16 protein-coding genes are annotated in these 20,371 nt (G+C 64.6%); 10 read left to right on the top strand and 6 right to left on the bottom strand.

Features of this window, described 5'->3' with window-relative positions; genetic code table 11:
• Positions 1 to 56: 56 nt before the first annotated feature.
• From NMG46_RS18075 to NMG46_RS18055, 5 genes are all read left to right on the top strand, one after another.
• The gene (locus NMG46_RS18075) at positions 57 to 1,091 is read left to right on the top strand and encodes a Gfo/Idh/MocA family protein (RefSeq protein WP_254818962.1); all 1,035 of its coding nucleotides are present in this window, start codon (positions 57 to 59) and stop codon (positions 1,089 to 1,091) included.
• On the top strand, positions 1,088 to 1,996 hold the full coding sequence (locus NMG46_RS18070) for a sugar phosphate isomerase/epimerase (RefSeq protein ID WP_254818961.1): 909 nt from the start codon (positions 1,088 to 1,090) through the stop codon (positions 1,994 to 1,996). The genes NMG46_RS18075 and NMG46_RS18070 overlap by 4 nt, the downstream gene beginning before the upstream one ends.
• 104 nt (positions 1,997 to 2,100) lie before the next feature.
• Positions 2,101 to 3,114: a substrate-binding domain-containing protein gene (locus NMG46_RS18065; RefSeq protein ID WP_254818960.1), complete on the top strand. Its 1,014-nt coding sequence runs from the start codon at positions 2,101 to 2,103 to the stop codon at positions 3,112 to 3,114.
• 86 nt (positions 3,115 to 3,200) lie between these two features.
• Complete coding sequence (locus NMG46_RS18060) at positions 3,201 to 3,998, top strand: ATP-binding cassette domain-containing protein (protein ID WP_254818959.1); 798 nt, start codon at positions 3,201 to 3,203, stop codon at positions 3,996 to 3,998.
• A complete protein-coding gene (locus tag NMG46_RS18055) occupies positions 3,995 to 5,044 on the top strand; it encodes an ABC transporter permease (RefSeq protein WP_254818958.1) in 1,050 nt (349 codons plus the stop codon). Before NMG46_RS18060 ends, NMG46_RS18055 begins: the two co-directional genes overlap by 4 nt.
• A 9-nt stretch (positions 5,045 to 5,053) precedes the next feature.
• Here NMG46_RS18055 and NMG46_RS18050 read toward each other — a convergent pair whose 3' ends face one another.
• Positions 5,054 to 7,756: an ATP-dependent helicase gene (locus tag NMG46_RS18050; RefSeq protein ID WP_254818957.1), complete on the bottom strand. Its 2,703-nt coding sequence runs from the start codon at positions 7,754 to 7,756 to the stop codon at positions 5,054 to 5,056.
• Positions 7,757 to 8,009: 253 nt separating this feature from the next.
• Between NMG46_RS18050 and NMG46_RS18045 the strand changes: the two genes are divergently transcribed.
• The gene (locus NMG46_RS18045) at positions 8,010 to 10,322 is read left to right on the top strand and encodes a glucose/quinate/shikimate family membrane-bound PQQ-dependent dehydrogenase (protein WP_254818956.1); all 2,313 of its coding nucleotides are present in this window, start codon (positions 8,010 to 8,012) and stop codon (positions 10,320 to 10,322) included.
• A gap of 10 nt (positions 10,323 to 10,332) precedes the next feature.
• Here the strand turns inward: NMG46_RS18045 and NMG46_RS18040 are convergent, their stop codons facing one another.
• Together NMG46_RS18040 and NMG46_RS18035 are read right to left on the bottom strand one after the other, a co-directional pair.
• Positions 10,333 to 10,764: a hypothetical protein gene (locus NMG46_RS18040; RefSeq protein WP_254818955.1), complete on the bottom strand. Its 432-nt coding sequence runs from the start codon at positions 10,762 to 10,764 to the stop codon at positions 10,333 to 10,335.
• 9 nt (positions 10,765 to 10,773) lie between these two features.
• Entirely contained in the window at positions 10,774 to 10,923 is a 150-nt protein-coding gene (locus NMG46_RS18035) for a hypothetical protein (RefSeq protein WP_254818954.1), read from the bottom strand.
• 272 nt (positions 10,924 to 11,195) lie between these two features.
• Here NMG46_RS18035 and NMG46_RS18030 point away from each other — a divergent pair, with 272 nt between their 5' ends.
• Positions 11,196 to 12,095: a dienelactone hydrolase family protein gene (locus NMG46_RS18030; protein WP_254818953.1), complete on the top strand. Its 900-nt coding sequence runs from the start codon at positions 11,196 to 11,198 to the stop codon at positions 12,093 to 12,095.
• Here the strand turns inward: NMG46_RS18030 and NMG46_RS18025 are convergent, their stop codons facing one another.
• Positions 12,096 to 13,004 (bottom strand): DMT family transporter, encoded by a 909-nt coding sequence (locus NMG46_RS18025; protein ID WP_254818952.1) that lies wholly within the window; start codon positions 13,002 to 13,004, stop codon positions 12,096 to 12,098.
• 90 nt (positions 13,005 to 13,094) lie between these two features.
• On the opposite strand from NMG46_RS18025, the gene NMG46_RS18020 reads away from it, so the two are divergent.
• On the top strand, positions 13,095 to 13,574 hold the full coding sequence (locus NMG46_RS18020) for an Lrp/AsnC family transcriptional regulator (protein ID WP_254819099.1): 480 nt from the start codon (positions 13,095 to 13,097) through the stop codon (positions 13,572 to 13,574).
• Between the two features lie 259 nt (positions 13,575 to 13,833).
• Here NMG46_RS18020 and NMG46_RS18015 read toward each other — a convergent pair whose 3' ends face one another.
• Positions 13,834 to 14,031 carry a hypothetical protein gene (locus tag NMG46_RS18015; protein ID WP_023676715.1) on the bottom strand — a complete coding sequence of 66 codons (198 nt, stop codon included), beginning with the start codon at positions 14,029 to 14,031 and terminating at the stop codon, positions 13,834 to 13,836.
• A gap of 164 nt (positions 14,032 to 14,195) precedes the next feature.
• Entirely contained in the window at positions 14,196 to 14,681 is a 486-nt protein-coding gene (locus tag NMG46_RS18010; RefSeq protein WP_254818951.1) for a thioesterase family protein, read from the bottom strand.
• Positions 14,682 to 14,800: 119 nt separating this feature from the next.
• Here NMG46_RS18010 and NMG46_RS18005 point away from each other — a divergent pair, with 119 nt between their 5' ends.
• Together NMG46_RS18005 and NMG46_RS18000 are read left to right on the top strand one after the other, a co-directional pair.
• Positions 14,801 to 16,216 carry an FAD-binding oxidoreductase gene (locus tag NMG46_RS18005; RefSeq protein WP_254818950.1) on the top strand — a complete coding sequence of 472 codons (1,416 nt, stop codon included), beginning with the start codon at positions 14,801 to 14,803 and terminating at the stop codon, positions 16,214 to 16,216.
• A 97-nt stretch (positions 16,217 to 16,313) separates the two neighbouring features.
• Positions 16,314 to 20,360 carry an AsmA-like C-terminal region-containing protein gene (locus tag NMG46_RS18000; protein ID WP_254818949.1) on the top strand — a complete coding sequence of 1,349 codons (4,047 nt, stop codon included), beginning with the start codon at positions 16,314 to 16,316 and terminating at the stop codon, positions 20,358 to 20,360.
• Positions 20,361 to 20,371: the final 11 nt, after the last annotated feature.

Genomic DNA, 20,371 nt, shown 5'->3' with positions numbered 1-20,371 from the left:
CCTGCCGTGAACGCCGTGACGATCGGTCTGGAGGGGCCGAGAGGGAGGAGCACTGGATGATCAATGTCGTCCTGGTCGGCTGCGGCGCCATGAGCAAGGCATGGCTCGATGCAGCCAGGCAGATCGACGGGCTCGCCATTGTCGGCCTGGTCGATATCGATGTCGAACGGGCGCGGGCGAGGGCGCGCGAATACGAGCTTTCGAGCGCCATCATTGGAACCGACCTCGACGCCGTGCTCGACCAGACCAGGCCCGACGCGGTATTCGACGTGGTGGTTCCCGCTGCCCGCCGCGAGGTCGCGCTTTCCGCCTTTGCCCATAATTGCCACCTGCTGACCGAAAAGCCACTCGCCGACAGCCCGGACAATGCGCGTGCCATCGTCGAGGCCGCCCGCAGCGCCGGGCGTATCCATGCCGTCGTCCAGAACCGCCGCTATGTCGCCAATGTCAGGCGCATCCGGCGCTTTCTCGATTCCGGCGCCATTGGTGCGCCAACCAGCATCCATGCCGAGTTCTTCGTCGCGCCGCATTTCGGCGGCTTTCGCGAGGAGATGCGTCATGTGCTGCTGCTCGACATGGCGATCCACACATTCGATGCCGCCCGCTACATGGCGGCCGGCGAGCCGACCGATGTCTATTGCCAGGAGTGGGAGCCGGCCAATTCCTGGTATCGGCAAGGGTCGTCGGCGACCGCAAGCTTCGACCTCGGCGGCGGCAAGCTGTTCACCTATGCCGGCAGCTGGTGCGCGGGCGGCTTCCGCACCAGCTGGGACAGTACATGGCGGATCGTCGCAGAGCGCGGCAGCATTGTGTGGGACGGCGAGGACGGGCTGAAGGCGGAAATCGTGCAGCCGGTCCGTGAAGGCCTGTTCGACCGCACCGAACCGATAGCCGTGCCGCCGCTCGACCCGGCCGATCGCGTCGGCGGCCATCTCGGCATCATCCAGGATTTCGTCCGCGCCGTCGAAACCGGCACCGAGCCGGAGACGCGCGGCGCCGACAACATCAAGAGCCTGGCCATGGTTTTCGCTGCGATCGAGAGCGCCGAGACCGGGCGCCGGGTCGCCATCGCTGCACAGGAAGGATCATGATGCCAAACCCGCTGCTCGACATCAGGATCGGCACAATGGTGCGGGCCAATCTCGACGACCCGGCCGCCTATGTCAGGCAGATCCTGCCGCTCGGCTTCGAGAGCATCCAGCCGTTCTTCTGGCAGACGCTGGGCGGCAAGGACATTCCGCGGCTGGCGGGCGAGATCCGCGAGGCGATCGGCGATGCCGATGTCATCGTTTCGTCGATCGGCGTGTTCGGCAATCCGCTGGAGAGCGGCGAGATCGATCGTGGCGTGCTCCAGGCGTGGGAAACGATCATCGACAACGCGCATCTGTTCGGCACCAATATGGTCAGCGGCTTTACCGGCCGCATTCGCGGCAAGCCCCTGCCCGACAGCCTGCCGCGTTTCCGCGAGGTCTGGGGACCCTTGGCCAGGCATGCCGCCGACAAGGGCGTGCGCATCGCGTTCGAGAACTGCGCCATGGACGGCAACTGGACCAGCGGCGACTGGAACATCGCCCACAATCCGGACGCCTGGGAGTTGATGTTCAACGAGTTGCCGGACGACAATCTCGGCCTGGAGTGGGAGCCCTGCCATCAGCTGGTCTATCTGATCGATCCGATCCCGCAGATCCGCAAATGGGCGCCGCGCATCTTCCACGTCCATGGCAAGGACGCGACCGTGCGCTGGGACGTGATCCGCGAACATGGCGTGTTCGGCCGCCTGCCGTTCGTTCAGATGCGCACGCCGGGTTTCGGCGACAGCGACTGGACAAGGGTGATCAGCGAGCTGCGGCTGGCCGGCTACAAAGGCGCCATCGACATCGAGGGCTGGCACGACCCGGTCTATCGCGGCGATCTCGAGATCACCGGCCAGGCGCGTGCGCTGGATTATCTCCAACAATGCCGGGGAGGCGCGAGCTACCTGCCGAACCCGGTGTGAGAACTCGGCCGGCGGGAGGTGCCGGCCAGGGAAAGATTGCGGCGCCTTGCCGAAGCGATCGTCAAAACCCCTCGGCTAGCGAGGGAACAAAGGAGGATAAGTGCATGAGCATTACGATGAGAAGGACAGTTCTGCGCTCGACCGTCGCGGTGGCCGCGATGGCGCTCGCCGCCGCACTCTCGACCTTGCCGGCGCAGGCGCTCGATGCCCAGTGGTGCAAGGATGTCCATATCCGTTTCTTCGTCGGCGGGGCGGAGGGCGATGCCTTCGGCACGATCGTCTATAATGGTGCCAAGCAGGCGGCGGCCGATCTTGGGCCGAAGGTCGACTACATCTTTTCCCAGTGGGATGTCGAGAAGATGGTGCAGCAATTGCGCGAGGCGGTCGCGGTCAAGCCCCAAGGCATCGCCATGATGGGCCACCCCGGCGACGCCGCGATCATGCCGCTGGCCGAACAGGCACACAAGGACGGTATCAAGATGATGTACCAGAACGTGCCGGTGCCGACCGTCACGGCGGCGTTCGGCGGCGGCTATGTCGGCGCCCAGCAGGAGCAGCAGGGCCGCGCGCTCGGCGGCGAGGCGGTCAAGCTGGCCGGGCTCAAGGCCGGCGACAAGGCGATCATGATCGGCCCGTTCGAGAACGAGAGCCGCGGCGCGCGCGAACGCGGCACAGTCGCCGCGCTCAAAGAGGCGGGGGTCGAGGTCATCCAGCTCTCCTCGCCGCCGAGCGGCGAGTGGGCTTCCGATCCCAACCTGGCCATTCCGGTGATCACCGCGGCACTGCTCAACAATCCCGACGTCAAGGCGGTCGGCTATCCCGGCGGGCAGATGCTGGGCAACGTGCCCACCTATATGCAGGCGGCGGGCAGGAAGCCGGGCGACATCTTCAACTTCGGCTTCGACACCAGCCCGCAGATCGTAGAGGGCTTCAAGGGCGGCTGGGCGCAACTGACGGCCGACCAGCAGCCGTTCCTGCAGGGATATCTGCCGATCCTCAGCCTCTGCCAGCAGGTGGTGCTCGGCCTTGCGCCGATGAACGTCGACACCGGCGCCGGTTTCGTCACGCCACAGAATTACGAGATCGTCGCCGAGCTCGCCAAGCAGGCGCTGCGCTGACCTCCCAAGCCGTCGGCCGGGATCGAGCCCGGCCGGCGGGACCGCCGGCAAAAAGGCCGGCACGCGACAATCAAGCGAGGATCGCCATGGCCGAACGCATCATCGAACTGCGTGACATCAGCAAGTCCTACGGCCAGGTCTATGCGCTGGGCGGGGTCAATCTCAGCGTCGATCGCGGCGAAGTGGTTGGCCTGATCGGCGATAATGGCGCCGGCAAGTCGACGCTGATCAAGATCCTGTCCGGCGTGGTCAAGCCGACCAGCGGCGAGATTCTCGTCCGCGGCAAGCCGGTGACCGGATGGAACCCTGCGCGCTCGCGCGACGCCGGCATCGAGACGGTGTTCCAGGACCGGGCGCTCGCCGTGCAGCAGACCATCGTGCGCAACATCTTCATGGGCCGCGAACTCACCGGCTGGCTTGGCTGGCTGAAGGTCGACAAGGAGGTCGCGGAGGCGAGCCGGCTGATGCGCGAGATCGGCTTCACCTCGAAAGTGTTCACGCCACAGTCGATCGTCGGCCAGCTCTCGGGCGGCGAACGCCAGGGCGTGGCGATCGCGCGGGCCATCTATAAGAAGGCGGAGCTGATAGTCCTCGACGAACCGACGACCGCGCTATCGCTGACCGAGACCGCCAAGGTCTTCCACTTCGTGCGCCAGGTGCGGGCGAGCGGGCGGTCGATCCTGTTCATCGGCCACAATATTCACCACGTCTTCGACATCGCCGACCGCTTCGTGGTGCTCGACCGCGGCAAGGTCGCGCTCACCGCCGACCGCAGCGAGGTGAAGTCGGCCGAGGATCTGATCAATTTCATGGAAGACGTCGCCCACCCCAGCGGATTGCCGGGATTGCACGACGCGGGCGATACGGAGAGGGCGGCACGATGAGCAAGACCATGGAACCCGATCTGCAGAGCCCCCTCGGCGGCACGCATGGCGAAACCGCGGGGAAAGAGTGGCGACACCCGTCCGACAATTGGCTGCGCGGGTTCATCCTCGACAACCGCGCCGCACTCGGCACGTTGGCCGTGTTCATCGTTATGATGGCGGTATTCATGATCGCCAATCCGACGGTCTTCACCACCTGGTATCTTTACAGTTCCGTGCTGACCACGCTGCCGGTGGCGTTGTTCGTGGTGGTGCCGCTGGTCTTCGTCGTCACCTGTGGCGAGATCGACCTGTCGTTTCCGGCGACAATGGGCTTTGCCTCATGGGTGTTCGCGCTGGTCGTGCAGGCCGGCTACGACCCGTTCCTCGGCATTGCCGCCGCAATCGTCACCGGCATGCTGCTCGGCTTCCTGGTCGGCTCCCTGGTCGTCTATGGCGGGCTGTCGTCGCTGATCGCCACGCTCGGCATGAATTTCCTGCTGCGCGGCCTGATCCAGATCATCAACGAGGGCAGGTCGACGGCACTGACCGGCCTTGCCGACAGCTGGGCCTACAAGATCTTCTCCAGCCAGCTTTACGGCATTCCGGTGCAGATCTTCTGGGCCATCGGCTTCGTCGTGCTGTCGGCGCTGCTCTACAACCGCCATCGCTTCGGCGCGCAGGTCAAGGTGGTCGGCGACAATCCCGACAGCGCCCAGCAGATGGGCATCGACGTCAAGCGCGTGCGGGTAAAAGTGTTCGTCTTCGTCGGCATCGGCGCGGCGATCGCCGGCACGTTTTCGGTGATGATCAACTTCACCTGGTGGCCGACGGCCGGCGACGGCTACCTGCTGCCGGTGCTGGCATCGGTGTTCGTCGGCGGCACGCCGACCTGGGGCGGCATCGGCACGGTCGTCGGCGGCGCCATCGGTGCGGTCACGGTCTCGTTCATCCAGACCGGCGTCGTGGCGGCGGGCCTGAGCGGCTTCTACGTCCAGTTCTTCAACGGCCTGATCATCATCCTGTCGCTGCTCGGCCATAAGTGGAACCAGGCGCGGTATCGGTGACCGGCGGCCTCACACTCCCGTGACAAACCCGTCCAGCACGCGTTTCTGGCCGGCTTTGTCGAAGTCGATGGTCAGCTTGTTGCCTTCGATGGCCGAGATGTTGCCGTTGCCGAATTTCTGGTGGAAGACGCGGTCGCCGACGTTGAAGGGGGACGGCGTGTCGGCGACGGATTTGGCGACCAGTTCGCCGTCGATTGTCCGGCCCTTGACCGAGGTGCGGCCGGCGCCGTAGCCGGAGTCGGTTTCGCCATAGCCGATGCGCTCGACCTGGTGGCCGGAGCGCGTGCCCCAATTGCGGTCGGTGGCTTCGGTGCGGTTGGCCTGAGCACGCTGCCAGCCCGGCGTCGCATAGGTGCTGGAGAAAGCGCCGGATTTCTCGGCGCCGTTATTGCCGCCGATGTTGTCGAAGCGCGATGCTCCATAGGGGTTCTGCCTGCCCGCCCCTTGGCCGCCACGACCGGAGGCGAACGAGCCGCCACCATAGGCATTGCCGTAGCCGCCATAGGAGTTGCCGCTCTCGGAAACTTCGATATGGGCTTCCGGCAGTTCTTCGAGGAAGCGCGACGGGATGGTCGACTGCCAGAGGCCGTGGATGCGGCGGTTGGAGACGAACCAGATGTGCAGGTTCTTCTTGGCGCGGGTCAGGCCGACATAGGCGAGGCGGCGTTCCTCCTCGAGGCCGGAGCGGCCACCCTCGTCGAGGGAACGCTGATGCGGGAACAGGCCTTCCTCCCAGCCGGGCAGGAACACGGTTTCGAATTCGAGGCCCTTGGCCGAATGCAGCGTCATAATGTTGACGGCATCGAGCTCGGCGTTCTGCTCGGCGTCCATCACCAAGGCGACATGTTCGAGGAAGGAGCGCAGCGATTCATACTCCTCCATGGAGCGGATCAGTTCTTTTAAATTCTCGAGCCGACCGGGCGCTTCAACCGAGCGGTCGTTCTTCCACATGTCGGTGTAGCCGCTCTCCTCCAGTATGGTCTCGGCGAGCTCGGTATGCGGCGTGGTTTCCAGCGCCTTCTGCCAGCGCTCGAAATTGGCCGACACCTCGCGCAGTGCCGCGCGCGGCTTCGGCTTCAGCTCGTCGCTCTCGGCAAGTTTTGCCGCCGCCTCCAGCATCGGGATGCGCAGCGCACGTGCGGTGTCGTGGATCTGGCGGATGGTGGCCTCGCCCAAGCCGCGTTTCGGCACGTTGACGATGCGCTCGAAGGCGAGGTCGTCGGTGCCTTGCGCGACGACGCGGAAGAAGGCCAGCGCATCGCGTATCTCGAGCCGCTCATAAAAGCGCGGGCCGCCGATGACGCGGTAATTGAGGCCGAGCGTGACGAAACGGTCCTCGAATTCGCGCATCTGGAAGGAGGCGCGGACGAGAATCGCCATGTCGTTCAAGTTGTGCCTCTGGCGCTGGTAGGCCTCGATCGTCTCGCCGACGGCGCGGGCCTCCTCCTCGGAATCCCAGGCGGCGTGGACATGCACCTTCTCGTCGTCCTCGGCGATCTTTTCGGTGAACAGCGTCTTGCCGAAACGGCCCTCGTTGTGGGCGATGAGGTGGGAGGCGGTGCCGAGGATGTGCGCGGTCGAGCGGTAGTTGCGCTCCAGCCTGATGATGGTGGCGCCGGGAAAATCCTTGTCGAAGCGCAGGATATTGTCGACCTCGGCGCCGCGCCAGCCATAGATCGACTGGTCGTCGTCGCCGACGCAGCAGATATTTACGGTGGACAGGCGCGGGCTTCCCTCCCCCTTGAGGGGAGGGTGGCCGGGCAAAGCCCGGTCGGGTGGGGTCCGAGAGCCAGTGCTCGACCCCGTGGCGGTGCCTTCTGCGGCAACCCCCTCCGCCCGCTTCGCGGGCACCTCCCCCTCGAGGGGGGAGGACTGCGGCCGCTGCGCCAGCAGGCGCAGCCACATGTATTGCGCGGTGTTGGTGTCCTGATATTCGTCAACGAGGATGTAGCGGAAGCGCTTGTGGTATTCCTTCAGCACGTCCGGATTGGCGCGGAAGATGCGGATCGGGTGGCATAGGAGATCGCCGAAGTCGCAAGCGTTCAGCGTTTTCAGCCGCTCCTGATAGGCCCTGTAGAGCTCGCGGCCCTTGCCGTTGGCGAAGGCACGGGCATCGCCCTCGGGGATGTCGGCGGGACCGAGGCCCTTGTTCTTCCAGCCGTCGATCATCTGAGCGAACTGCTTGGCCGGCCAGCGCTTGTCGTCCAGCCCTTCGGCCTGGATCAGCTGCTTGATCAGGCGCACCACGTCGTCGGTGTCGAGAATGGTGAAGTCGGATTTGAGCCCGGCCAGCTCGGCGTGCCGGCGCAGCAGTTTGACGCCGATCGAATGGAAGGTGCCGAGCCACGGCATGCCCTCGACATTGCCTTCGCCGATCAACAGGCCGATGCGGTGCTTCATCTCGCGCGCCGCCTTGTTGGTGAAGGTGACGGCGAGGATCTGCGAAGGGAAGGCCTTGCCGGTGGCAAGGATGTGGGCGATGCGGGTGGTGAGCACCCGCGTCTTGCCGGTGCCGGCGCCGGCCAGCACCAGCACCGGGCCTTCGGTGGTTTCCACCGCCAGCCGCTGCTCGGGATTGAGGCCGTTGAGATAATCGGGCGCGTTGTTCTGGTTGCTGCGGGCAGCCATGGCGCGCGCGGCAATGCCCGACGGGGCCACAGGCCGCGCGTTCGGTTCGTCAAAAAAGGGCATGTCTTCCGAAAAGCCGGACATCTCTCCCCGAATGTAGTGATTCGGCAGCGAAAGGCCAGAAGCGTCTCCGTTTTGTTCTCTGTCCGGTCGGTAGACTCACAATCTGAATGGGTCTGCTAACCAAAACGCCGGGCTTGCGATGGGCCGGCGCCGTAAAACGCCGAGCTTGCTTGACAGGGGAGGCGGGCCGGAGAAAGTTGTGCTCGGGGCAGGAGCGCAATGCCGGGTTGCCCATGGACGCGTCGCGGAGCGCACCAGTCGAAGGAGCACCGTCTTGGCTGTGGTCATCACCTCCCTGATCCTTGTCCTCATCGGCCTGGCGCTTGGCGGCGGCGGCATCTGGCTCGTGACGCTGGGCGGCAGCTGGTATTATGTCATCGCCGGTCTAGCTTTCCTTGTCGCGGCCTGGCTACTCTACAGGCGCAGATCCACGGCGCTGTGGCTCTACGCGGCGATCGTGCTCGGCACGCTCGCCTGGGCGGTCTGGGAGATCGGCTTCGACTGGTGGGAACTCGGTCCGCGCGGCGGCATCATCGTGCTTGTCGCGCTATGGCTGTTGACGCCATGGGCGCGGCGCGGGCTTACCGGTCCCGACGGACGCGCACCGCTTATCCTCGCCGTGCTGGCATCGCTTGCCGTCGCCGGCTATTCGATGACGGTCGATCCAAAGGATATTGCGGGTGAACTCAACACCGACAAGGTGACGCCGACGGCCGATCTCGGCGGCAATGTGCCGCCCGGCGAATGGCACTATTACGGCCGTACGCCCTATGGCCAGCGCTATTCGCCGCTCGACCAGATCACCCCGGAAAACGTCGCCAATCTGCAGCCGGCCTGGACCTATCAAACCGGCGACGTGAAAGGGCCCGACGACATCGGCGAGACGACCTATCAGGTGACGCCGCTGAAGATTGCCGACACGCTCTACATCTGCACGCCGCATAATTTCGCCATCGCCATCGACGCCGCGAGCGGTAAGGAGAAATGGCGCTTCGATCCGCAGGTCAAGCTCAACAAGGACCGCCAGCACCAGACCTGCCGCGGCGTATCCTATTATGCCGACGCCAAGGTCGCCGCCGGCCAGCCCTGCGCCACACGCATCTACCTGCCGACATCCGACGCTCGGCTGATCGCCCTCGATGCGGCGAATGGCCAGGTCTGCCCCACATTTGCCGAGGGTGGCACGCTGAACCTGCTCGCCAACATGCCATATCCGAAGCCGGGCTATTATTATTCGACCTCGGCGCCGCTGATCGTCGCCAACAAGATCATCGTCGGCGGCGCGGTCAACGACAATTATTCGACGCAGGAGCCGTCCGGGGTCATCCGTGCCTACGATGCCGACACAGGCGCGCTGTTGTGGAACTGGGATTCCGGCAATCCGGACCAGACGACCCCGCTGCCGCCGGGCCAGACCTACACCAACAACTCGCCCAACATGTGGTCGACGGCAAGCGCCGACGAAAAGCTCGGCCTGCTTTATGTGCCGCTCGGCAACAAGACGCCGGACCAGCTCGGCGCCGGGCGCAGCGCCAATGACGAGAAATTCTCCTCGTCGATCACCGCGCTCGATCTCAACAGCGGACAATTGCGCTGGGTGCGGCAGACCGTACATCACGATCTCTGGGACATGGACGTGCCGGCGCAGCCGACGCTGGTCGACATCACCACGGAAAATGGCGTGGTGCCGGCGCTGGTCGGGCCGACCAAGCAGGGCGACCTCTATGTGCTCGACCGGCGCAGCGGCGAGCCGATCGTTCCGGTCAAGGAAGTGCCAGCACCCGGCGGCGCGATCGAGGGCGACCATACCTCGCCGACACAGCCGACCTCGGACCTGAGCTTCAGTCCGAAGCCACTGACCGGCGCCGACATGTGGGGCATTACCATGTTCGACCAGCTGGCCTGCCGGATCGAGCTTCGCAAGTTGCGCTATGAGGGCCGCTATACGCCGCCGTCGCTGCAGGGCTCGCTGATCTATCCCGGAAATTTCGGCACCTTCAACTGGGGCGGTGTGGCAGTCGATCCGGTCCGGCAGGTGATGTTCGGCATGCCGACATACCTGGCGTTCATCTCCAAACTGGTGCCGCGCGCCGACGTGCCGCCGCCCGGTGACACCAAGGGCAGCGAACAAGGCCTGAACCGCAATGAGGGTGCGCCTTACGCAGTGATATTGAAGCCGTTCCTGTCGCCGCTCGGCATTCCCTGCCAGGCGCCGCCCTGGGGCTATGTGGCGGGTGCCGACCTTCGGACCGGCAAGATCGTCTACAAGCATCGCAACGGCACCGTCTACGACATGACGCCGCTGCCGCTGCCGTTCAAGGTCGGCGTGCCCGGCATTGGCGGGCCGATGATCACTGCCGGCGGCGTCGCCTTCCTCGGCGCGGCGGTCGACGACTATGTGCGCGCCTATGACCTGACGACCGGCAAACAGCTCTGGCAGGCGCGGCTGCCTGCCGGCGGGCAGTCGACACCCATGACCTACACGGTAGCCGACGGACGCCAGTTCGTCGTCATCGTTGCCGGCGGCCACGGCTCGGTCGGCACCAAGCCGGGCGATTATGTGATGGCCTATACGCTGCCGAAATAGAGAAGTTCCTTCAGAGCCCGAGATGTCCTTTCAGATCGGGTACCGATGCAAGGACCTCATTGGTTAGCTGCGGGCCGGCTGCTGCCTCGGCCTGCTGGACCAGCATCGTGCCGGCCTGACTGATTTGTGCGAGCGTAAGGCCCGATGCCTTGAGTATGGCGACGCCGTTGATCAGCGCGCCGGTCTTTTCGCCGAGAGCGCCGCCGAGCGCGCCCTCCAGCGAGGACAGGAGGCCACCACCGGAAGCCGCGCCGGGAGCCATGACATCATATTGCTTGGCCAGGGCGTCGGCTCCCGGGATTTTGGCAAAGAAGCTCGACAGGGTCGTGCCTTCCGCCTCGTGTTCAAGCACCGAGAAAATCGTGCCGGCGATCTTTTCCGTCAAAGCCTGGTTGAGACCGGATTTCTGGGAGACGGTGTTGATGATGTCCTGAACGTCCATGATCTTTCCTCAGGCCTTGGTGTTTGCGGGCGGGTGCCGGTTGACGCAGATCTTGATCAACGATCGTTTGAAGGCGGTGAAGGCAGTGAACCGCAGCGCCAGCAAAGCCATGGCGGCGAGGGCGAACCCACTTGCCAGAAGCGGGGAGGGAAAGGTCATGGGCGTATTCCTTCGTCGTCAATCAGGCATTCTTTTCCCGCCAAATGGCCATTCTCGTTCGCCAGATGGCCCGAATGAGGCATAGCCCGGTAACTTCTTTTTACATCGTGGCGCGTGCATTTAGCATTGCCACAAAGGACCAAAATTTAACGACAGTGCGGCGCCGGGCATCACGGTCGTCGTGCAGGGACTTTTGGCAGCCTCACTCCGCCGTGACTGGACCAGGCAAGCTTCGGCTCTATGTTGCCGCGGGGGCCCACGAGGAGCGCGCCATGACAACACCTGCCGGACCCACTGCCGCCAAGCCTGTCATTACCCAGGCGATGATCGATGCCTATGACGAATACACGCATCTGACGCTCGACCGGCGGCGCTTCATGGAGCAATTGACCAGGCTTGCCGGATCGGGTGCGGCAGCTGCCGCGATCGCGCCGCTGCTGGCGGCGAACTCGGCCCAGGCGGCAATCGTGGCGGAAGACGATCCGCGTGTGAAAGGCGAGGACATCAGCTATCCCGGCAGCGGCGGCGAGATGAAGGGCTATCTGGTCAGGCCGGGAGACCAGACCGGCAAGCTTGGTACCGTCATCGTCGTGCATGAGAACAGGGGTCTCAACCCGCATATTCGCGACGTGGCGCGGCGCGTTGCGCTGGAAGGGTTCGTGGCGCTTGCGCCGGACTTCATGACACCGCTCGGCGGCACGCCGGACGATGAAAACAGGGCACGTGACCTCTTTTCCCAGCTCGATCCAGCACAGGTCGCCGCCAATGCCGTCGCAACTGTCGCCTACCTCAAAGGCTACAAGGACGGCAACGGCAAGATCGGCGCCGTCGGCTTCTGCTGGGGCGGCGGCACGGTGAACATGCTGGCCGTCAACGCGCCGGACCTCGCAGCCGCCGTCGCCTATTACGGCATGCAGCCAAAGGCCGAGGACGTACCGAAGATCAAGGCCGCGCTCATGCTGCATTATGCCGGCCTCGACACCCGCACCAATGCCGGCATCGATGCCTTCAAGAAGGCACTCGACGCGGCTCATGTCGAATACTCGGTCTATGTCTATGAAGGCGCCAACCATGCCTTCAACAACGATACGTCGGCGGCCCGCTACGACAAGAAGGCGGCTGACCTCGCCTGGGGCCGGACGATCGCTTTCCTCAAGGAGAAGCTGGCCTGATCAGGTGGGCGCCGGCGCCGGTTTGTGAAGGGCGACGCCGGCCACCACCAGCGCGATGCCGATGCAGTCGGTGAGGCTCGGCACCTGCCGCAGCACGATAACGCCGATCAACGTCGCGGTGACCGGCAGCAAAGACAGCATCAGCGCGAAGCTGGAGCGCGGCAGCCGCGACATGGCAAGCTGGTCGCATATATAGGGAATGACCGACGAGCAGATGCCGACGCCGATCGCCGCAAGCAGCAGCGGCGGCGCCGAGAAAGCCGGCAGAGCATCGGCGAAACCGATCGGCAGAACGACGAGAAGGGCGACCGCCATGGCGGCACCCAGCCCGGCGATGCCATCGTCGGCGCCGCCGCGCGCGACGCGGTGGCCGAGCACGATGTAGCCAACGAACAGCGTGCCGTTGAGGAAGGCCCAGAACAGGCCGACGGGATCGCTCGACCATTTGACGTCGATCAGCAACAGGGTGCCGGCGACAGCGATTGCGAGTGCGGCGAGATTGCGCGGGCTTCTGAGGCCAACAAGCGCAACGCCGATGGTGCCGACGAATTCGATCGCCGCCACCAGCGAGATCGGCAGCCCGTCAAGCGCCAGGTAGAACGAGCAATTCATCACCCCAAGGCAGACGCCGAAAGCCACAAGCAACAACCGCGTCGAGCGATCGGCGCGGGCGAAGACCGCCCATGGCCGGGTCAATGGGGCAAAGACGAGTGCCGCGGTGGCGATGCGCAGCCAAGCCATGCCGAGCACGCCGACATGCGGGAACAGCAGCACCGCGAAGGCCGGTCCGAGATAGTGGAACACGGCGCTGACGCCGAACCAGAGATGCGGCGGGACCGCGTTTGCCAAGGTAAAGGCGGGTCCGGCGAGTGCCGGACTTGCCGCGGGGGCTTGCGTCCGATCTTGCATGGGATCAGTATCGCAGGCGATTTTTGCCATTGATATGGATGATGGCCGGTTATTGCGGCTATTTGCTTTCCGAAAGCAAGGAGTTGTCCGCTGAAACGCCTTCGAAATGAAAATACCGATCTGGACCCGGCGGATCTGAAAATCCTGCGCCTGCTGGAAAAGGACGCGCGCACCAGCACCGCCGAACTGGCGCGATCGGTGGGCCTGTCGGCGCCGAGCGTGGCCGAGCGCATCAAGCGGCTGCAGGAAAGCGGTGTGATCGAGGCCTACACGGTGCGCATCAATCCGGTCGCGCTGGGCATGAAGCTGTCGGCATGGCTGCGCATCAGGCCGGTGCCGGGGCAACTCGCCGTCGTGGCCGAAATCATTCGCGACCTGCCGGAAATCGCCCAGTGCGACCGGGTCACCGGTGAAGACTGCTTCATCGCGCTGGCGCATGTCGGCTCGGTCGCGGAACTTGAGCGGGTTGTCGACCGGATCATTCCCCATGCGATGACCAACACGGCGATCATCCAGTCGTCGCCGGTGGTGCCGCGCTCGCCGCTGGGGGCGGTGAAGCGCGAGCCTTGATGCTTGGGGTCGTTCGTCAGCACGTCGTCCGCTTAGCTCGAAACGTCGCGCCGCCTCTTCATCGCCCTGCCGAGCACTTCTCGGACGCTGTCACCAATGGTTTCGCCAATTGCCAGCGTTGCTGAAAGAGCGCCGAGGCTGCGGCCAGCCCCTTCTCCCCGTCACTATACGCGGAGAAGATGGCGGCAGCCGGATGAGGGGCAGCGCAAACGTCCCAGAAATGCAAACCGGACGGCCGGTCTGTTTCTTCCCGCACCGTTCAGGCGTGGCCGCGTTTCATCCGCGCCTGCTTCAGGATGGCGCGCCAGCGGATCATGGCGAAGGGAATCGGCTCGTTGTTGTTGGCGATGTGGAAGATCTCGTTGTTGAGGTTCTTCAGCGAGCGCCAGAAATCATAGTCGGTGATGCGTGGATCAGCCGCCAGCCTGTCCGCCTCGACCTTGATGTCGGTTTTCATGCACGTTCCCCGAACCGCTGCTGCTCCGCCGCCCGTATCGCAATTCGATGCGGATGGTTTTCCAACGCCGCGTTGAGTCGTTCAACGTCTCAATTCGGCTTGTTCACGTTAAAACCTCAGTAAGGTTAACGGCGGTTGGCCAGTGGTTCAAGCGCTCTCTTGGTTCAAGCCGGCTTACGACGAATACCGATCGAGCGGCCGGCGCGCTCCGGCATCGGCAGGGCGGCATGGGCGGCGCGCATCGCTTCCACCCTGGCCAGGACGTCAGCGGGGAAGGGTGCGACCTTCGGGCCAGCCATGTCGACGTGCAGCGACAGCGTTTCGGAGGTGGCGGCGAGCCAGCCGTCGAGATGGCGGATTTCCTGGTAGGCCCTGAGCCGCTTGTCGTCGTGGTCCAGCAACTGGAACGAAACCGTGACCTTGTGGTCGAGATGCAATTCCTGAACGTAGCAGACATGGACTTCCGCGGTGTAGATGGTCAGCCGCCGTTCCCTTACATAGTCCGGCCCCATCCCCATCATCTCGAAGGCTTCGTCGGAGCACCGGTCGAACAGCACGTTGTAATAGGCCATGTTGAGATGGCCGTTGTAATCGATCCAGGCCTCCTCGATGTCCATGGCGCGAGAGACGAAAGGGGCGGGGATGGGCATCGGAAACTTCCTTCTCGTCATGCCGGGGTGAGCGTGGACTGGACAGAGCGTGGTTGGTGAGACTACGCATCCGTAGATGCAGAACAAGGGTGGATGCTGGTCCATTCGCGGAGGAATCGATGGCTCTAAGCGACCTCAATCCGGTCGAGCGCAACGAAGAAGGCATCGCCGCTGTGCTCGGCATCCTCAAACAGCGGCTCGGCGAGCGATTCCAGACCGGCCAGGCGATCCGCGCCCAGCACGCGCACACCACGACCTATATTCCGACGCAGGCGCCGGACGGCGTCGCCTTTGCCGAGACGACGGAGGAGGTGCAGGAGATCGTGCGCGCATGCGCCGCGCACCGCGTGCCGGTGATCGCCTTCGGCGTCGGCTCTTCGCTGGAAGGCCACACCAATGCGCCGGGCGGCGGCATCTCGCTCGATACGTCACGGATGAACCGGGTCATAGCGGTCAATCCGCAGGACCTCGATTGCACCGTCGAGCCCGGCGTGACGCGCGAGGACCTCAACCGGCATCTGCGCGACACCGGCCTGTTCTTTCCGATCGACCCGGGTGCCAACGCTTCGCTTGGCGGCATGGCGGCGACGCGGGCCTCGGGCACCAACGCCGTGCGCTACGGAACGATGCGCGAAAACGTCCTGTCGCTGACCGCGGTGATGGCCGACGGTGAGGCAGTGACGACCGGCAAGCGCGCCAAGAAAAGCTCGGCCGGCTACGATCTGACACGGCTGCTGATCGGCTCGGAAGGCACGCTCGGCATCATCACCCAGCTGACGTTGAAGCTGCAGGGCATTCCGCAGGCGATTTCGGGCGGCGTCTGCCCGTTCCCCAGTGTCGAGGCGGCGTGCAATGCGGTGATCGCGACCATCCAGATGGGCATTCCGGTGGCGCGCATCGAATTGGTCAACGCGCTGCAGATGCGGGCGATGAAGACCTATTCGAAGCTTGATTATCCCGAGAGTCCGTGCCTGTTCGTCGAGTTCCACGGCAGCGATGCCGGCGTCGCCGAGCAGGCCGAAACCTTCGGCATGATCGCCGAGGAAAATGGCGGCGGCCCGTTCCTGTGGACCAGCGTCGCCGAAGAGCGGACGAAATTGTGGAAGGCGAGGCACGATGCCTACTGGTCGTCGCTGACGCTGCGGCCGGGTGCCAAGGGCCTGTCGACCGATGTCTGCGTGCCGATCTCGCGCTTTGCCGAATGTGTCACCGAGACCGAGGCGGATATCACCGAGATGGGCCTGATCGCGCCGATCGTCGGCCATGCCGGCGACGGCAATTTCCATGTGCTGGTGCTGATGGACGTGGACGATCCGAAGGAGATCGCGCTGGCGGAAAAATTCGTGGCGCGGCTCAACATGCGCGCCATCGCCATGGACGGCACCTGCACCGGCGAGCATGGCATAGGGCAAGGCAAGATCGGCTTCCTGCGGCACGAGCTTGGCCATGGCGTCGACATCATGCGCACGATCAAGCAGGCGCTCGACCCGCTGAATATAATGAACCCCGGCAAGATATTGCCTGGAAAGGACTGATCTTCAGGCCGCTGCCGTGCCACCCATTTGCCTCTTTATCGACACGCTGATGCGGGTAGAGTGCCACTGACTTTCAACCAAAACTATCTAGGAGCTGATGCTCGCACGCCTGTTCGTGATCTTCGGTGGGCTTCTTGTGCTGGTGCTGTGTGCGGCGCTGGTGGTGCCGTACTTTGTCGACTGGACGGGTTACCGTGCCGATTTCGAGCGCGAGGCGAGTGCCGTCCTCGGCCGCAAGGTGACTGTGCAAGGCGATGCGACGGCAAGGCTGCTGCCGTTCCCCTCGGTGACCTTTTCCAACGTCGCCGTTGCCGGTGGCCCCAACGGCCAGCCGGCGATGACCGTCGAAACCTTTTCGATGGATGCAGAACTCGCGCCATTCCTGCGCGGCGAGGTGCTGATCTTCGACATGCGGCTGGTGCGGCCGAAGGCGACGATCGACATCGCCGCCGACGGCACGGTCGACTGGACGATACGGCCATCCTCGCCCTTCGATCCCGGCCAGATCTCCATCGAGAAGCTGACGGTGACGGAAGGACAGATCGCGCTCAGCCACGCCGCGGGCGGGCGCAGCCATCTTATTTCCGAGATCAACTCAACGATCTCGGCCAAGTCGCTGGCCGGCCCCTGGCGGCTGGACGGCTCACTGTTGCTGGACGGGTTGCGGACCACGATCGCCGCTTCCACCGGCAAAGCCGAACCGGACGGGCAAATGCGGCTCCGGCTCAAGGCCGATCCGGATGCCTATCCGCTGGTCATCGAGACCGACGGCAATGTGGGCCTCGTCGAGGGCGCCGCCGTCTATTCGGGCCAGTTCAAGATATCGGGCGCAGACCGGACCGCGGCGCGGCCGCGCGGCACCGGCGGCGAGGCGCTGAAGGTCAGCGCCGGCAAACCGGACCCGGGCTTCAGGCTGAACGGCAAGTTTTCGCTCGACCACCAGAAGCTCGGCGTCGACGAATTCCGCTTCGAGACCGGGCCGCTCGACAATCCCTACACGGCCGACGGCAAGGCTGCGGTCGACCTTGGGCTGAAGCCGCATTTCTCTATCGAGGCCAATGGCGCGCAGGTGCAGTTCGACGAGGCCGTCGGGGCGGCGGCCGGGGCCGGATTGACGCTGTCCGAACGGGTGGCGGCGCTCGAGCAGGCGCTGCTCGATCTGCCGAAGCCGACAATACCGGGCACGGTCGAGGTGAAACTGCCGGCGGTGGTCGCAGGCGACACGACGGTTCGCGACGTGCATCTGTCCGCCGAGCCGGCCGAAGGCGGCTGGGCGGTAAAATCGCTGGCCGCCACGCTGCCCGGCCGCGCCAAGCTGGAAGCCAATGGCATGGTCAGCGTCGAGGACCATTTCGGTTTCACCGGATCGCTGCTTCTGGCGGTGGCGCAGCCCTCCGGCTTTGCCGCCTGGCTGTCGAAGGACGTCGACGAGGCGATCCGCCGTTTGCCGGCCGCCGGCTTCAAGGCCAAGGTGGATTTGAGCGAAAGACACCAGGCCTTCAGCGATCTCGAACTCATCCTCGGCAAGGCGAAGTTCTCCGGCCGCATCGATTCCAACCAGCCCGACGAAACCCGTCCATCGGTGCTGATGCAACTCGAAGGTGGCGAACTCGACGTCGATGGGCTCGCTGCCTTCGCCTCGATCTTCGTCAGCGACAAGGGCGCCAACCGCTTTTCCGATCGCGACCTCGATTTCCAGATCAAGGCCGGGCCGGTCAGCGCCGGCGGCTTGACCGCCGATAGCGTCGATACTTCACTTAGATTGCGTGAGGGGCTGCTTGAGATCGACCGCCTGTCGGTCGGCGGACTTGCCGGCGCCTCGATCAGTGCCACCGGCCGGATCAAGGATTTCCCGGCGAGCCCGACCGGCAAGCTCGACGCCTCGGTGGTCGCCGTCGACCTCAAGCCGCTGATCGACGTCGCCGTCCAGCATTATCCAGATAATGCGGTGCTGAAGTGGCTGGCGGAGCGCGCTGCTGCCTATCCCGAGCTGTTCCAGGATGCGCGTATCGACGCGGTCACGAGTGCCGCAGACAATGGCGATGGTACGACCGGACTGGCCATGAGCGCACAGGGCAAGGCCGGTGGCTCGGCCTTTTCGGCGTCGTTGTCCGGCAAAGGGGCGCTCGACCGGCCTCTCGAAGCGCCGGTGACGCTGACCTTCAACGCAAGGAACGCCGACGCCACCGCGCTTCTGGCGCTTTACGGTCTGCCGGCGCTGCCGCTCGGCATGCTCGGCGAGGCGACCACCGACGTCTCGGCCAAAGGCACGCTTGGCGGCGGCCTGGCGACACGATTCAGCCTGGCCGGCAATGACTTCAAAGCTGGTTTCGACGGGACAATTGCCGACACGCCTCAGGGCGCGGCCGCCAAGGGCAAGGTCAGCCTTGAAACAGCCGACATCTCGCCATGGCTGATGACGACCGGCGTCGGCCTGCCCGGCATGGAGACCGGCATGTCGACGTCGCTTGCTGCCGATGCCGACTACGGCAATGGTCTCCTGGTGCTGAGCGGGCTCAGCGGCGCCGTCAACGAAGCGGCGGTTTCCGGTGACGTAAATATCGACATCAAAGAGGGACTGCCGCATCTTGCCGGCGCGCTGTCGCTGGACGAACTGGACCTCGATCCGATGGCGGTGATGCTGTTCGGCGACCAGGCTTTCCTTGTCAATGACAGGACCTGGCCGACGGCACCGTTCAGCCAGAAATCCAGTCTGCCATTTACCGCCGATCTCGATCTGACGGCGGCGTCGCTTGCCGCTGGCCCGCTTGCCACCGCCTATGACGCTGCGCTTTCGCTGCAGCTCGACCAGGAGGGCATCCGTGTTTCCGACCTCAAGGCAAAATTCCTCGGGGGCGAGTTGAGTGGCCTGTTCGAGCTCAAGAACAATGACGGCACCGGGCTTTTCTCCGGTCAGATGAAACTCGCCGGCTCCGATTTGACAGCTGTGCTGCCGGAGGCCGGCATCCGCGGAAGCGGCGATTTCTCGACGGCGCTTTCGACCAGCGGCAAATCGGTCGACGCGATGGTCGCGGCGCTGTCCGGTTCCGGCACGGCGACGCTGAAGGGTATGACTATTGCCGGCTTTAATCCCGATGCCTTTGGCGCATTTATTGCCAAGGCCGACCCGATCGGGCGCGATATCGACGCATCGAAGACTGCCGGTTTTGTGCCGCAGATCGCCGCGGCGGGCAGTTTTCCGGCGCAGGACACCGATATTGCCTTCACCATCGCCGGCGGCACGCTGAGAGCACCGCCGGTCAAATTGGAAAGCCCGGGCGCGACGCTGTCCGCCGACATCACCGCCGATCTGAACACCAGCACCGTCGATGCCAAGGGCGAGATCGCCTATCGACCCGGCGATGAGGCGCTGGTCGGCTCCGAACCGATTTTGAATTTCAGCGTCGACGGTCCGTTCGGCGCCACCAAACGGCAGTTCGACAGCGAGCCGCTGGCCCAGTTCCTGACCCAGCGTGCGCTGGAAAAGGAGCAGCAGCGAGTCGAAGCCATGCAAGCCGCACTGCTCGAGAAACAAAGGCTGCGGCGTGAGGTGCGCTACTACGCTGCCTTGCAAACCGAGCGTGAAAGAGCGGCGGCGGAACGGCGCAAGCAGGAGGAGGAAGCGGCGCGGCTGAAGGCTGAGGCCGACGCCAGGGCAAAGGCCGAAGCCGAGGCTCAGGCCCAAGCCGAAGCGGAGGCGAGGGCGCAGGCTGAAGCCAAGGCGAAGGCTGAAGCGGACGCCAGGGCAAAGGCCGAAGCTGAGGCGCAGGCCCAAGCCGAAGCGGAGGCCGAAGCCAAGGCGAAGGCGGATGCAGCGGCGAAGGCCGAAGCCGAGGCGAGGGCGAAAGCCGAGGCGGCTGCAAAGGCCAAAGCGGATGCCGAAGCCAAAGCCAAGGCGGCGCAACAGGCTGCCGAGGAAGCAGCGCAGGCCGAAGAACAGCAACGCCAGAGGGCGGAAGAGGCGTTGCGGATCGCCTCGGAAGAGAAGGCAAGGCTCGACGCCGAACGCAAGGCCGCGGCGGAGCGAGCGGAACGGGCGCCACCGGCCACAAATAACGTGCCACCGCCAGTGCAGCCCCCGCCAAAGCTCAAGTTCGATCCCTCGTCGATCGACGATTTGCTAAAATCGCTGAATGGCGGGTGACGGCGCATCCC

This window comes from Mesorhizobium sp. LMG 17147, from assembly GCF_024297145.1.
Classification (GTDB): Bacteria; Pseudomonadota; Alphaproteobacteria; order Rhizobiales; family Rhizobiaceae; genus Mesorhizobium.
The sequence above is the reverse complement of the archived record's forward strand: the minus strand, read 5'-3'. Positions and strand labels throughout refer to the sequence as shown.

Coding starts and splice junctions, on each gene's coding strand:
- NMG46_RS18075 (WP_254818962.1), top strand. CDS start 57: ATGATCAATGTCGTCCTGGTCGGCTGCGGCGCCATGAGCAAGGCATGG.
- NMG46_RS18040 (WP_254818955.1), bottom strand. CDS start 10,764: ATGGACGTTCAGGACATCATCAACACCGTCTCCCAGAAATCCGGTCTC.
- NMG46_RS18050 (WP_254818957.1), bottom strand. CDS start 7,756: ATGTCCGGCTTTTCGGAAGACATGCCCTTTTTTGACGAACCGAACGCG.
- NMG46_RS18035 (WP_254818954.1), bottom strand. CDS start 10,923: ATGACCTTTCCCTCCCCGCTTCTGGCAAGTGGGTTCGCCCTCGCCGCC.
- NMG46_RS18060 (WP_254818959.1), top strand. CDS start 3,201: ATGGCCGAACGCATCATCGAACTGCGTGACATCAGCAAGTCCTACGGC.
- NMG46_RS18055 (WP_254818958.1), top strand. CDS start 3,995: ATGAGCAAGACCATGGAACCCGATCTGCAGAGCCCCCTCGGCGGCACG.
- NMG46_RS18000 (WP_254818949.1), top strand. CDS start 16,314: ATGCTCGCACGCCTGTTCGTGATCTTCGGTGGGCTTCTTGTGCTGGTG.
- NMG46_RS18025 (WP_254818952.1), bottom strand. CDS start 13,004: ATGCAAGATCGGACGCAAGCCCCCGCGGCAAGTCCGGCACTCGCCGGA.
- NMG46_RS18005 (WP_254818950.1), top strand. CDS start 14,801: ATGGCTCTAAGCGACCTCAATCCGGTCGAGCGCAACGAAGAAGGCATC.
- NMG46_RS18010 (WP_254818951.1), bottom strand. CDS start 14,681: ATGCCCATCCCCGCCCCTTTCGTCTCTCGCGCCATGGACATCGAGGAG.
- NMG46_RS18070 (WP_254818961.1), top strand. CDS start 1,088: ATGATGCCAAACCCGCTGCTCGACATCAGGATCGGCACAATGGTGCGG.
- NMG46_RS18065 (WP_254818960.1), top strand. CDS start 2,101: ATGAGCATTACGATGAGAAGGACAGTTCTGCGCTCGACCGTCGCGGTG.
- NMG46_RS18015 (WP_023676715.1), bottom strand. CDS start 14,031: ATGAAAACCGACATCAAGGTCGAGGCGGACAGGCTGGCGGCTGATCCA.
- NMG46_RS18030 (WP_254818953.1), top strand. CDS start 11,196: ATGACAACACCTGCCGGACCCACTGCCGCCAAGCCTGTCATTACCCAG.